The organism is Stenotrophomonas maltophilia group sp. Smal32 (assembly GCF_030237085.1).
GTDB lineage: Bacteria > Pseudomonadota > Gammaproteobacteria > Xanthomonadales > Xanthomonadaceae > Stenotrophomonas > Stenotrophomonas maltophilia_Q.
The window spans coordinates 14,846-28,458 of record NZ_JASJSI010000032.1; the positions used below are offsets into that span (position 1 = coordinate 14,846).

The 13,613-nt window shown below is 66.6% G+C and carries 10 protein-coding genes; 2 read left to right on the plus strand and 8 right to left on the minus strand.

Features of this window, described 5'->3' with window-relative positions; translation table 11 throughout:
- Window positions 1-203 precede the first annotated feature (203 nt).
- The gene (locus tag QRO91_RS10100; protein ID WP_285310378.1) at window positions 204-1,211 is read left to right on the plus strand and encodes a M48 family metallopeptidase; all 1,008 of its coding nucleotides are present in this window, start codon (window positions 204-206) and stop codon (window positions 1,209-1,211) included.
- A gap of 106 nt (window positions 1,212-1,317) precedes the next feature.
- Window positions 1,318-2,382, plus strand: a complete 1,065-nt coding sequence (locus tag QRO91_RS10105; RefSeq protein ID WP_080354967.1) for a serine hydrolase — start codon at window positions 1,318-1,320, stop codon at window positions 2,380-2,382.
- Here QRO91_RS10105 and QRO91_RS10110 read toward each other — a convergent pair.
- The 8 genes from QRO91_RS10110 to rimP form a co-directional block, all read right to left on the minus strand.
- Entirely contained in the window at window positions 2,351-3,919 is a 1,569-nt protein-coding gene (locus QRO91_RS10110; protein ID WP_049427273.1) for a winged helix-turn-helix domain-containing protein, read from the minus strand. The two genes, QRO91_RS10105 and QRO91_RS10110, sit on opposite strands and share 32 nt — an antisense overlap.
- 133 nt (window positions 3,920-4,052) lie before the next feature.
- Window positions 4,053-6,161 carry a polyribonucleotide nucleotidyltransferase gene (gene pnp, locus QRO91_RS10115; RefSeq protein ID WP_049427272.1) on the minus strand — a complete coding sequence of 703 codons (2,109 nt, stop codon included), beginning with the start codon at window positions 6,159-6,161 and terminating at the stop codon, window positions 4,053-4,055.
- A 151-nt stretch (window positions 6,162-6,312) separates the two neighbouring features.
- Window positions 6,313-6,573, minus strand: a complete 261-nt coding sequence (gene rpsO / locus QRO91_RS10120; protein WP_005410445.1) for a 30S ribosomal protein S15 — start codon at window positions 6,571-6,573, stop codon at window positions 6,313-6,315.
- Window positions 6,574-6,746: 173 nt separating this feature from the next.
- A complete protein-coding gene (gene truB, locus QRO91_RS10125) occupies window positions 6,747-7,655 on the minus strand; it encodes a tRNA pseudouridine(55) synthase TruB (RefSeq protein WP_049427043.1) in 909 nt (302 codons plus the stop codon).
- 105 nt (window positions 7,656-7,760) lie between these two features.
- Window positions 7,761-8,144 carry a 30S ribosome-binding factor RbfA gene (rbfA, locus tag QRO91_RS10130; protein ID WP_005410447.1) on the minus strand — a complete coding sequence of 128 codons (384 nt, stop codon included), beginning with the start codon at window positions 8,142-8,144 and terminating at the stop codon, window positions 7,761-7,763.
- Between the two features lie 125 nt (window positions 8,145-8,269).
- Window positions 8,270-10,915 carry a translation initiation factor IF-2 gene (gene infB, locus QRO91_RS10135; protein WP_049427045.1) on the minus strand — a complete coding sequence of 882 codons (2,646 nt, stop codon included), beginning with the start codon at window positions 10,913-10,915 and terminating at the stop codon, window positions 8,270-8,272.
- Window positions 10,916-11,007: 92 nt separating this feature from the next.
- Complete coding sequence (gene nusA, locus QRO91_RS10140; protein WP_006458580.1) at window positions 11,008-12,519, minus strand: transcription termination factor NusA; 1,512 nt, start codon at window positions 12,517-12,519, stop codon at window positions 11,008-11,010.
- Between the two features lie 4 nt (window positions 12,520-12,523).
- Window positions 12,524-13,114 (minus strand): ribosome maturation factor RimP, encoded by a 591-nt coding sequence (gene rimP, locus QRO91_RS10145; protein ID WP_005410450.1) that lies wholly within the window; start codon window positions 13,112-13,114, stop codon window positions 12,524-12,526.
- Window positions 13,115-13,613: the final 499 nt, after the last annotated feature.

Here is a 13,613-nt window from a genome sequence, read left to right on the forward strand (position 1 = left end):
GCGCCGCCACGTTAGCAAACCGATGAGGCCATGGGACCGATGTCGTGGCATGTCGTCCAGTGGACAGCAACGATCAGCCAGAGGGCGACAACGTGGCAGTCATGCCACTGCCATCATGCATTGCAGCAGGACACGCACCGACGCAGCGCACCCGGCCCCCTGCATCGGCTAAGGTGGCCGCGGATCTTCAACCGCACATGGACATGAGCACCGATCACGACACCACTCCCGACGGCGACCTGCTGGACGGCGCATCCCTCGACGAACACCAGATACTGGAAGCGCGCGCCTACGACGCGTTCCACGAAGGCGACCTGCCGCAGGCGGTGGCGCTGTTCGGCGAACTGATCGCCATCGCTCCCGAGGTGCCCTACCTGCACTACATGCGCGGGCTGGCGCACAAGTACCTGCGCGACTGGGCGGCCTCGCTGCAGGACAACCTGCGATCGGAGCAGCTGCGCGGGGAATTCGATGTCGCCACCGCCTGGAATGCCGGGATCGCGGCCACCGGCATGGCGGACTGGGCCGAAGCACGACGCCAGTGGATCCGCTGTGGCATTACCCTGCCCGAGGGCGAAGGCCCGATCGAGGGCAGCTTCGGCGTGGCCTGCATGCGCCTGGCGCCGTGGTCCGATGCCGAGGTGGTGTACATGAGCCGCATTGATCCGGTGCGTGCACGCATCGACAACGTACCGCTACCCGAAAGCGGCTTCCGCTTCGGCGACATCGTGCTGCATGACGGTGCGTCGACCGGCCGACGTACGTACGGCGAACACGAGGTACCGGTGTTCAACGCAATGCAGCGCCTGCAGCGATCGGACATGGCGACCTTCACCGTGTTCGTGCAGTGCGATTCTGCCGATGACATCGCTGCCCTGGGGGCCATGGACCTGCCCGGCATCGGCATGGTCGAGGACTGGACCGCGACCGTGCGCCGGCTGTGCCGCCGCTGCAGCTATGGCACCCCGCATCAACATGACGACGATGCAGAGGCCGTCGAAGAAGGTACCTGGGCGCGCGAGCGCGATCTGGGCATTGCCGCGCAGGGCCGGGCTGCGGTGGAGAAGCTGCTGGCGACGTGGACCGCCGCGGCCCCGGGACGCGTGCTGGAGGCCATCGAACAGCGAGAGCATGCGCTGAGTGACCCCGAGCCGGGCCAGGTGTGGTGGCTGGGCGAGGAAGAAGAGGAAGAGCGCGTCAACCCGGGTTGACACCTGCGAGCCTTGTGGCACAGGGCCTTCAGAATTCTTCAGGCCGGTTTCCAGCACTTCAGACGCAGCGCAGGCTCAATCGGGCTCCCTTTGATGGAGTCCGACGATGCGTTCGATCCTGCCTGCCCTCACCCTGCTCTGCGCCATCTGCAGCCAGCCCTTCGCTGCCCGCGCCACCCCACCGGACCAGCCCCGTCTGCAGGCCCTGCAGCAGGCCATCGCCAGCGATGAACTGAAACAGATCCGCAGCGTGCTGCTGCAGGTCGATGGCAAGGTCGTCTACGAGGGCTACTTCAACGGTGCCGACGCGCAGACCCTGCACGACGTGCGATCGGCCAGCAAAGGCGTGACCGCGCTGCTGGTCGGTGCAGCCATTGGCGAAGGCACCCTGCCCGGCGTGCAGGCCCGGGTGTATGACTACTTCCCGACGTTCACTGCCCAGCACGCGGTCGACCCGCGCCTGCGTGCCACCACCGTGCAGGACCTGCTGACCATGAGCAGCCTCTGGGAGTGCGATGACGAAAACCCGTTCTCGGCCGGCCACGAGGAACGCATGTACGTGTCCGAGAAGTGGCTGGACTTCACCCTGGGCCTGCCGGTGAAGGGCTTCGCGCCGTGGATGCAGCGGCCGGAGGACAGCCCGCATGGGCGCGCGTTCGCCTACTGCACCGCCAATCCGTTCGTTCTGGGCGCGGTACTGGAGAAAGCCAGCGGCCAACCGCTGGCCGACTACGCCGCGCGCGTCCTGGAGCGACCGATGGGCATCACCCGCAGCCAGTGGAACCGCTCGCCGGAGGGCATCGGCATGGGCGGCGGCGGCACCCGCTACCGCACGCAGGACCTCGCCCGCTTCGGCCAGCTGGTGCTCGATGGCGGCCGCTGGCAGGGCCGCCAACTGGTACCGAAGGATTACATCGAGGCGATGGTGCGACCGCAGACGAGCACCTCCGACGGCAGCGACTACGGCTACCAGTGGTGGGGCCTGAAGCTGGACGTGCAGGGTTCACCGCGCACGGTGTGGGCGATGTCCGGCAATGGCGGCAACTACGTGTTCGTGCTGCCCGAGCAGCGCGTGGTGGCGGTGGTCACCAGCCAGGCGTTCAACCGCAACTTCGCCCATCCGCAGTCGCGGCGCATCCTCACCGAGTTTCTGCTGCCGGCGCTGCGCTGAGCGCGGCCAGGTCGTCGGGTCGCCAGCTGGCGGCCAGCACCTGCGCACGTTGCCGGGCAATGTCGGCGTCCAGGCGCTGCAGCAGGGCCGGCCAGCCGGGCGCGCTGCGCAGGCGGACGAACAGCGGCGTGGCACGCAGCCACGCCACGTCGCGGAAGCCGTCATCGACCGCCTGCTGCAGTGCCGTCACCGCGTCGCCTGCATGGCCCTGGGCCTGCAGCAGCAGCGCCCGCTCCAGCGCCGCATCGGGCCAGCCGTCGCCCGCTCCCGCGCTGGTAGCGAGCTGCTGCAGGCGCTGGTCGATCCAGGTGGCGTCCGCAGCCTGCGCGCCATGCAACGCCGCCAGGGTCTGGCCCAGCGATTGCTGCGGCCGCAGCTGGCGGCCACGCTCGAACGCGTCGGCGGCGCCTGCAGCGTCGCCGGCCAGCAACGCCAGTTCGCCCTGCAGGCGCAGCAGCTGCGGATGCGGCGTGCCACGCGCGAGCGCTTCATCCAGCGCCTGCCGAGCCCGCTGTGGCGCGCCGGCCAGGTACAGGCTGCGCGGCCAGGCGATGTTGGAGAACACGTTGTCGGGATACAGCTGGAAATTGCGCGCGTGGCGATCCGCGGCCGCCTGGGTGAAGCCGAGCAGTTCGAGCTCGCGCGCGACCTGCACGTCACGGAAGCGGATGCGCTCGGGCGCCTTCAGGGACAGGTTGGCCTGCAGCGCCGTGGCGAGCTGGCCGCGTTCCTGCTGCAGGTAGGCCAGCGATGCGCGGCTACGCTCGTCGCCCGGCTCGAGTTCGATCGCGCGGCTGTAGCCGGTGATCGCCTGGCGCATGTCGCCAATGCAGTCCTGCGCATACCCCCACAGAGCGTGCGCGGCGGCATCGCCGGGTGTGCGCTGGAGCTCCTGCTCGGCCAATGCCAGCGCCTCGCGCAGCTGCTCGGGCGTGCCGTTGAACAGGCAGCCCTGCGCCGCCAGCGCACGGGACAGGCCGCGCCGTGCCGGCGTGGATTCGGGATCTGCCTGCAGCGCCTGCCGGTACAGGGTGATGGCCACGCGGTTGTTGCTGGCCTGGCCGATCCCCGCGTAGTACTCGGCGCGCTGCAGCAGCGACTGCCCTGCCCCCTGTGGCGTCGACCGGGGCCACAGCAGCAGCGTGGCCACCACGCCCAGCACCGCGACAGCCGCCACGCCCCAGCCGAGCCTGCGGGCGCGCGAGGATGGCGCAGGCGGCACGCTGGCCGGCAACGGCGACGCACACAGCTGGTAGCCACGACCACGTACCGAACGGATGTAGCGCGGGCGCCGGCTGTCATCGCCCAAGGCCTGCCGCAGCAGCTTCACCCGCTGGCTGACCGCATCCTCGCCGACCACCGCCGGTGCCCAGACCTGGGCGGCCAGGGTGTCGAAATCCACGACGTCGTTGCCGTGCTGGAGGAGTACGTCGAGCAGGGTCCAGCTGAGGCCGCTGACGGGCAGGATCTCGCCGTTGCGACTGACGCGTTGCGCCGAGCGATCGATATCCAGGTCGAGCAGGCGCAGGGTGTCCATGGGCGAAGCATAGCGTTGCGGCTGCGCTGGGAGACAGGCAAAGAAAAAGCGGGCCGAAGCCCGCTTTTTCATTTTGGCGATTCCAGAAGTGTGTCAACCAAGGTTGACACCTACCGGGAACCAGCTCGGTCGATTACTCGGCGCTGACGGCGTCGCCTTCTTCCACGGCCTTCATCGACAGGCGGATACGGCCCTGCTTGTCGACTTCCAGCACCTTGACCTTGACCACATCGCCTTCCTTCAGCACGTCGCCGACCTTCTCGACGCGATCGCTGGAGATCTGCGACACGTGGACCAGGCCGTCCTTGCCCGGCAGGATCGTGACGAACGCACCGAAGTCCATGATCTTGGCGACCTTGCCTTCGTAGATGCGGCCCGGCTCGACGTCCGAGGTGATCTGCTCGATGCGGGCCTTGGCGGCCTGGGCAGCGATGGCATTGACCGACGCGATGACGATGGTGCCGTCGTCCTGGATGTCGATCTGGGTGCCGGTTTCCTTGGTGATGGCCTGGATGGTCGAACCACCCTTGCCGATCACTTCGCGGATCTTGTCCGGGTGGATCTTGATGGTCAGCAGGCGCGGCGCGTAGTCCGACAGCTCTTCGCGCGGAGCGGTCAGGCCGTGGGCCATTTCGCCCAGGATGTGCAGACGGCCAGCCTTGGCCTGCTGCAGGGCCTGCTTCATGATCTCTTCGGTGATGCCTTCGATCTTGATGTCCATCTGCAGGGCGGAAATGCCCTCAGCGGTACCGGCCACCTTGAAGTCCATGTCGCCCAGGTGATCTTCGTCACCCAGGATGTCGGACAGGACGACGAAGCGCTCGCCTTCCTTGACCAGGCCCATGGCGATACCGGCAACCGGCGCCTTCACCGGCACGCCCGCGTCCATCAGGGCCAGCGACGAGCCGCAGACCGAGGCCATCGACGAGGAACCGTTCGACTCGGTGATTTCCGAGACGACGCGGATGGTGTACGGGAAGGCTTCCAGCGACGGCATGACAGCCAGCACGCCGCGCTTGGCCAGGCGACCGTGGCCGATTTCGCGGCGCTTCGGGCCCATCATGCGGCCGCACTCGCCCACCGAGAACGGAGGGAAGTTGTAGTGGAACAGGAAGTTTTCCTTGTACTCACCGGCAACGGCGTCGATGACCTGGCCGTCACGGGCGGTGCCCAGGGTGATGGTCACGATGGCCTGGGTTTCGCCGCGGGTGAACAGCGAGGAACCGTGGGTACGCGGCAGCACGCCGGTCTTCACGGCGATCGGGCGGACGGTGTCCAGCGCACGACCGTCGATGCGGACCTTGGTGTCCAGCACCGAGTCACGCATGGTGCGGTATTCCAGCTCGCCGAATTCCTTCGACAGCTCGGCCGGGTTCCAGCCCTCGGCAGCCACGCGGCCAGCCAGGGCTTCGAACACGTCCTTCTTGATCGCCGAGATGGCGTCGCGGCGCTGCAGCTTGTCGCGCACCTGGAAGGCTTCGCCCAGGCGCGGGCCGATGGCTTCCTTCAGGGCGGAAATCAGCGCGTCGTTCTTGGCCGGGGCTTCCCAGGTCGACGGCTTGGTGCCGGCTTCGACGGTCAGCTCGTTGATCGCGTTGATGACCTTCTGCATTTCGCGGTGACCGAAGGTCACGGCGCCCAGCATCACTTCTTCGGACAGCAGCGCGGCTTCGGATTCAACCATCAGCACGGCGTTGGAGGTACCGGCAACGACCAGTTCCAGCTGCGAGTCAGCCAGTTCGCTGACGGTCGGGTTCAGGATGTACTCGCCGTTCTTGTAACCGACCTTGGCAGCGCCGATCGGACCCATGAACGGGGTGCCGGCCAGGGCCAGGGCAGCCGAGGCGCCGATCAGGGCCGGGATGTCGCCGTCCACGTCCGGGTTCAGCGACATGACCGTGGCGATGATCTGCACTTCGTTCTTGTAGTCTTCCGGGAACAGCGGGCGGATCGGACGGTCGATCAGACGCGAGATCAGGGTTTCCTTCTCGGTCGCACGGCCTTCACGCTTGAAGAAACCACCCGGGATACGGCCGCCGGCGTAGAACTTTTCCTGATAATCGACGGTCAGCGGGAAGAAGTCCTGGCCTTCGCGCGCGCTCTTGGCGGCGACGGCGGTGACCAGCAGTACGGTGTCGTCCATCTTGACGATGACGGCACCGCTGGCCTGACGGGCGACTTCGCCGGTCTCGAGCGTGACGGTGTGCTTGCCGTACTGGAAGGTTTTGGTGATTTTTGCCACGGAGGGTGTCCTTGGGGATGCTGTCTGCGAATTTGGACCGTCGGCGACCCTTGCCGCCAGCGGGTGGCCGGATCGTTCCGGCCTGAATCGGGGATTGCGGTGCTACAAAACAAAACCGCGGCGCATCGCTGCGCCGCGGGGGATTCGTTGCTTAGCGACGCAGGCCAAGCTTTTCAATCAGGGCCTTGTAACGCTCGACGTCCTTCTTCTTCAGGTAGTCGAGCAGGCTGCGACGGCGGTTGACCATCTGCAGCAGGCCGCGGCGGCTGTGGTGGTCCTTCTTGTGGGTCTTGAAGTGGCCGGTCAGCAGCTCGATGCGGGCGGTCAGCAGGGCCACCTGGACTTCCGGGGAGCCGGTGTCAGCCGAGCTGCGCTTGTTGTCTTCAATGACCTTCTGGGTGTCGATCGACATTTCTTTTTTCTCTGTGATGCGTGGCCGGCAGGAACGCGCTTCGCGCACCGCCAGGCTCGCCGTGGACTACGAGGATGAAACCTGCGCGAGGCAGGCTGCCGGAAAACGGCCGCGAAATTGTAACGGTCGGGGGGGCCGGGAACAAGGTCCGGGGCTGAACCACCCTGCCCCGTTCAGAGGTTGAAGCGGCGCTGCGGGGCCAGCAGCCCGCTGTCGTCGACCTGCCCGAGCCCCTGGACAGCATCGTCCGGACCGAACACGGCGACCAGGCCATGCGGCCAGGACGGGTCGCGCTGGCGCTGGCCGACGCAGAAGCGGTGGGCCTGTCCGGCATCGAGGTCGACCCGCGGGTATTCCGCCAGCCCCGCCGCCAGAGGCAGCAGCAGCGCGTCCATGCCCGCCTCGTCGCCGGCCTCGACCATCGCCCGCAGCTGGTCCAGGGTGACCATGGCCGGTTCGCGGAACGGTTCTACCCAGAGCCGGCGCAGCGCGCTGATGTGGGCGCCACAACCCAGCGCCTCGCCCAGATCGCGGGCCAGGCTGCGGATATAGGTGCCCGAGCCGCAGGTCACGCGCAGGCGCAGCCGTTCCGGCTGCTGCTCCAGCACCTCGATGGCATGCACCTGGACCTCGCGCTCTGGCGCTTCGATGACATCCCCACGGCGGGCCTTCACATACAGCGGCTCACCGCCCTGCTTCAACGCCGAATAGATCGGGGCACGCTGGCGGATGCTGCCGCTCAGCGGCGCCAGTGCGGCCTGCAGCGCTTCGGCACTGATCACCGGCACCGGGCGCTGCAGCAGCACCTGGCCTTCGGCGTCATCGGTATCGGTGGTCTGGCCGAGCACGATCTCGGCGTCGTAGGCCTTGGCCGAGCCGAGCAGCAGGCCGGCGATCTTGGTCGCCTCGCCGAAGCACAGTGGCAGCAGGCCGGTGGCCAGCGGGTCGAGGCTGCCGGTGTGGCCACCCTTCTCGGCGCGGAACAGGCGGCGGGCCACCTGCAGGGCGGCATTGGAGCTTATGCCGGTCGACTTGTCGAGCAGCAGGATGCCATCCAGGCGGCGGAACTGAATTCGGGTCATGACAGGATGTTGTAGAGCCGAGCCATGCCCGGCTGCCGCAGCGCGGCCGGCACAGGCATCGCGTTGCCGGAATGGAAAGACGCCGGGCATGGGCCCGGCGCTGGCTTATTCTTCGTCGCTCTCGCGACGCTTCTCCGCGGCCAGCGTATCGGGCAGGTCGCGCAGGATGTTGTCGATGTGCTCACCACGGTCGACCGAGTCGTCGTAGTGGAAATGCAGCTCCGGCACGTGGCGCAGCTTCATCGCACGGGCCAGGTCCATGCGCAGGCGGTAGCCCAGCTCCTTCAGGCCGGCTACGGCTTCAGCCGAACGCTCCGGCATCAGCGCGGTGACGAACACCTTGGCATGGGCCATGTCGCGGGTGATTTCCACGTCGGACACGCTCACCGAGGGCAACCCGTGCTCGCGCACGGCGTTGTGCACCAGGGTGCCGAGTTCACGGCGCAGCTGGGCGGAGACACGGTCGGTTCGATGGAAAGTCTTGGGCACGCGGTCAGGCTCTTGATTTGAATGTGACCCGACCAAGGTCGGGTCCTACCAGGGAAGGCGGCCCGACCGAGGTCGGGCCCCACCAGGGTGGCGGACCGGTCCGCGAGGACCGGCCCCTTGCAGCATTACAGGGTGCGCGGCACTTCGATACGCTCGAAGCACTCGATCTGGTCACCCGGCTTGACGTCGTTGTAGGCCTTCACCGCGATACCGCATTCGGTACCGTTGCGGACTTCCTCGACGTTTTCCTTGAAGCGGCGCAGCGATTCCAGCTCGCCTTCGAAGATCACCACGCTGTCGCGCAGTACGCGGATCGGCTTGTTGCGCTTGACCACGCCCTCGATGACCATCGAACCGGCGACGGCGCCCAGCTTGGAACTGCGGAAGACGTCGCGGACCTCGGCGATACCGATGATCTCTTCACGGATCTCCACGCCCAGCAGACCGGAAGCCACCTGCTTCACCTGATCGATCACGTCATAGATGATCGAGAAGTAACGCAGGTCCACGCCATTGGATTCGATGATGCGACGGGCCGAAGCATCCGCACGCACGTTGAAGCCGATGACGGTGGCCTTCGAAGCGGCCGCCGAGTTGGCGTCCGATTCAGTGATGCCGCCCACGCCGGAGTGGATAACGTTGATGCGGATGTCTTCGTTGGACAGCGCGACCAGTGCCTGGCTGAGGGCCTGCACCGAACCCTGCACGTCGGCCTTGATGACCAGGTTGAGGACCTGCTGGCCCTCGCCCTTGCCCAGGGTCGCCATGATGTCTTCCATGCGGCTGCCGGCGGTGGCGACCAGGCGCGATTCACGGCGCTTGGTCTCACGCTGCTGGGCAACGTCCTTGGCCAGGCGCTCGTCCTCGACGACCACGAAGTCGTCACCGGCTTCCGGCACGCCGGACAGGCCCAGGACCTGCACCGGGATGGACGGGCCGGCGAACTCCGGCTGCTTGCCGGTTTCGTCGAACAGCGCACGCACGCGGCCGTACTGGATGCCGCACACCAGGTAGTCGCCCTTCTTCAGGCGGCCCTGCTGCACCAGCACGGTGGCGACCGGGCCGCGGCCCTTGTCCAGCGACGATTCGATCACCACGCCCGAGGCGCGGCCTTCGTCGACGGCCTTCAGTTCCAGCAGTTCGGCCTGGATCGAGATGGCGTCCAGCAGGTCGTCGATGCCCAGGCCGGTCTTGGCCGAGATCTCCACCATCTGGGTATCACCACCGAAATCTTCGGCCACGACCTGCTCGGACAGCAGTTCGTTCTTGACCCGCATCGGGTCGGCGTCGGACTTGTCGATCTTGTTGATCGCCACGATCAGCGGCACACCCGCCGAACGGGCGTGCTGGATCGCCTCCTTGGTCTGCGGCATGACGCCGTCATCGGCGGCCACGACCAGCACCACGATATCGGTCAGCTTGGCACCGCGGGCACGCATCGAGGTGAAGGCAGCATGGCCCGGGGTATCCAGGAAGCTGATCACGCCCTTCGGCGTATCCACGTGGTAGGCACCAATGTGCTGGGTGATGCCGCCGGCTTCGCCGGTGGCGACCTTGGTGCGGCGGATGTAATCCAGCAGCGAGGTCTTGCCGTGGTCGACGTGGCCCATGATGGTGACCACCGGCGGGCGCTGGGTGGCTTCGCCCTGGTTTTCACCGGTCGAGGCCAGCAGTGCGTCTTCGGCGTCGTTGTCGTTGGCACGGATCGCCTTGTGGCCGAGTTCTTCGGTCACCAGCGCGGCGGTGTCATGGTCGATGGACTGGGTGATGGTGGCCATCACGCCCATTTTGAACAGCGCCTTGACCACCTCGCCACCCTTCAGCGCGAGCTTCTGCGCCAGGTCGGCCACGGTGATCGTGTCGCCGATCGCCACTTCACGCACCACCGGCGCGGTCGGCCGCTCGAAGGCGTGCGGACCGGCATTGTTGCCACCGCGCGACATGTCGCGACGGCCACCGGCTTGGTTACGCCCGCCCGGACGACCACGGGTGTTGCTGTTGTTGCTGTTGCCACGACGCGCGCGGTCGGCAGCCGACAGGTGCATCTGGCCGGCGAAACGGTCGCCCGGGCCACGCTCGTTGCGCGGTGCGCTGCGGTTGTTGCGGTCGTCGTTGCGCGGCGGCGGCGGTGCACTGCGCGGCGCAGCCGGAGCGGCGGCCGGAGCACGCGGCGGGCGCGGCGCGGTTTCATCGATCGGAGCGCGCTTGGGCTTGCTGGCAGCCAGCGCCTCGGCAGCCTTGGCGGCAGCCGCAGCTTCCTCGGCGGCCTTCTTCTCGGCCTCTGCGCGTTCCTTGGCCGCAACCTCTTCTTCACGGGCACGGACGATGGCTTCGTCGCGCAGACGATCCTTCTCGGCCAGGGCCTGCTGTTCGGCAAGGTTGCGGGCACGCGACTCTTCCAGCTTGCGCAGGATGTCGGCGCGCTCTTCGTCCGGCGTCATGGCGCGAGCACCATCCTTGACGTAGGTACGCTTCTGGCGCACCTCGACATTCACGGTCGTCTTGCTGCGACCGGAATTGACCGTCACTTCCTGCTGCTTCCGGCGGTTGAGCGTGATCTTCTTTGCAGACTGATCGGTCTCTTCCGGGGCCTGCTCGGGCTTGCCGTGCGAACGACGAAGGAAGCCCAGGAGCTTTACCTTCTCGGAGCTGGTCACGACCTGGTCGGGACCGCTGAACTTCATGCCGGCACCGGCCAGCTGTTCCAGCAGTTTTTCGACCGGCGTGTTGACCAGTTCGGCAAGCTTGCGGATGGTGGTTTGCTGCGACATTCGGATCCTATGATCTTGTGGGCGCCCCCCCGCATCTGGAGGTGGCGCGGATTCTACGCCCTGAGCGGCTCAGGGCCCTGTTCATTGCCGGCTCATTCGCCGCGTTCCAGTCGGGCGATCTCTTCGGCACGGGCGGCCAGGATCAGCGCAGCGGCGCGCGCCTGATCCAGTCCTTCGATGCCGAAGTCCATGACCTCGTCGGCGGCCAGGTCGGACAGGTCCTCGCTGGTACGCACGCCGTGGCCGGCCAGCGCATACGCGGTGGCTTCGTCCATGCCCTTCAGGGACAGCAGGTCCTGCGCCGGCTGGCCGTCTTCAAGGCCTTCCTCGACTGCCAGGGCCTCATTGAGCAGCGCATCGCGGGCACGAGCGCGCAGCTCTTCGACGATGTCTTCGTCGAAACCTTCCACGGCCAGCAGTTCGCCGACCGGGACATAAGCGATTTCCTCGACGGTGCCGAAGCCTTCGCTGACCAGGATGCCGGCGATCTCTTCGTCCACTTCCAGCTTGTCCATGAACAGCTGGCGGGCCGAAGCCTGCTCGGCTTCCGACTTGGCGGTGACCTGGTCCTGGGTCATCACGTTGAGCTGCCAGCCGGTCAGGCGGCTGGCAAGGCGCACGTTCTGGCCGCCCTTGCCGATCGCCTGGGCCAGGCGGTCTTCAGCGACGGCCAGGTCCATCGAGTGCTTGTCTTCATCGACGATGATCGACTGCACTTCGGCCGGTGCCATCGCGTTGATGACGAAGTTGGCCGGGTTGTCGTTCCACAGCACGATGTCCACGCGCTCGCCATTGAGCTCGTTGGACACGGCCTGCACGCGCGAACCGCGCATGCCGATGCAGGCGCCGATAGGATCGGTGCGCTGGTCGTGGGCGAGCACGGCAATCTTGGCGCGGTCGCCAGGATCGCGGGCACAGGCCTTGATTTCCACCAGGCCCTGGCCGACTTCCGGCACTTCCAGCTTGAACAGCTCGATCATGAATTCCGGGGCGGCGCGGCTGATGAACAGCTGCGGACCACGCGGTTCCGAACGGACTTCTGCCAGGTAGCCGCGCACGCGGTCGCCGGCGCGCAGCACGTCGCGCGGAATGCCCTTGTCCTTCGGGATGAAGCCTTCGGCGTTGCCACCGAGGTCGACGTAGATGTTGCCGCGCTCGGCACGCTTGACCACACCGGTGATCAGTTCGCCGACGCGATCCTTCCACGCATCCACGACCTGCTGGCGCTCGGCTTCGCGCACGCGCTGGACGATGACCTGCTTGGCGGCCTGGGCGGCGATGCGGCCGAAGTCCGGGTTCTCGATCTGCTCTTCGATGTAGTCGCCGACGTCCACGCCTTCGGCTTCATCGACGGCATCCATCAGGCGGATCTGGCGGTCCGGCGATTCCATGACCACGTCATCGGCCACCACTTCCCAGCGGCGGTAGGTTTCGTAGCTGCCATCCTTGTGGTCGATGACCACACGGGTCAGCACTTCCTCGTCGGGATAGCGCTTCTTCGCTGCCGAGGCCAGGGCGGCCTCGATGGCATCGAAGATCACTTCACGCGGCACGCCCTTCTCGTTGGCGACCGCGTCGACTACCAGCAACAGTTCCTTGCTCATTGGCTCACTCCGCGCGCGGCTTCTTTGCCGCCGGCTCGTTGGAAGAAGAATTCGTGTTCGGCTTCGGACGCTTCGGTGCCGGACCGGTCGGCTTGCTCGGGGCCAGCCCCAGCGCCACCCAGTCGGGCATGATCCGTGCCTTGTCGATGTTGTCGGCCGACACCACCACTTCGGTCTTGTCGACGATGAAGGTGATGGTGCCTGCGGCCTCGTCGGTCGCCTCGATACGGCCCTGCAGGCGACGACGGTTGTCCTGCGGCAGCTTCAGCGTGACCTTGGCCGATTCACCCTGGTGGCGAGCGAACTGCTCCAGGTTGAACAGCGGGCGATCCACGCCCGGCGAGGACACTTCCAGCGTGTAATTGCCGCTGATCGGGTCTTCGACGTCCAGCTGCGCCGACACTTCGCGGCTGACCCGCTCGCAGTCGTCGACATTGATGATGCGCTCGGGCTGTTCAGCCAGCGGCACGTCGATGTAAAGGCGCAGGGTCGCACCGCCGGGGGCCGGCAGATACTCAACGCCCAGCAGCTCCAGGCCCAGCGACACAACGGTCGGGGCGAGCAGATTCGCGATGTCGGTTGCCTTGTCGCTCACAGCCTGCCTTGATCTCTTGGTTGGGTGCCGGCCTTGGCCGGCGTGAAAACATGACGCCCCGGAAACGACAAAGGGCCCGCTGGGCCCCTTTTCCGGAAAGACTCCGGTGACTGGATTCCGGTTGCAACCTGCAGTGCCTGCCGGTTGCGGCCCTCCTTCCGGGTCCGGACTCCCGCCGGGAGGCCGCCTTCAGGGGTACTGCTAGGCCGCTGATGATAGCGGCTGCACCGCGCTGGTGCAAGGTGCGGGCCAGGGGTCTGATAACACTTTGTCGGGTCAAACGCCTTGGCCCCCCACCCCCGCAAAACCCCCCGGGCCCAAAAAAAAACCCCCCGCACCCCGGCCTCGCACCCGCTCTCTTTTAATTGTCTCGGGGGGCCCTTTTTAAACACCGCCCAAACCGGTTTTAGCCCCCCCCCCGTCCCCCCAGCTCCCCCCCCCCCCACCACCGGCCATATTTTGCACAAAATAAAAAAAACCACACCTTTTCACATTAAAG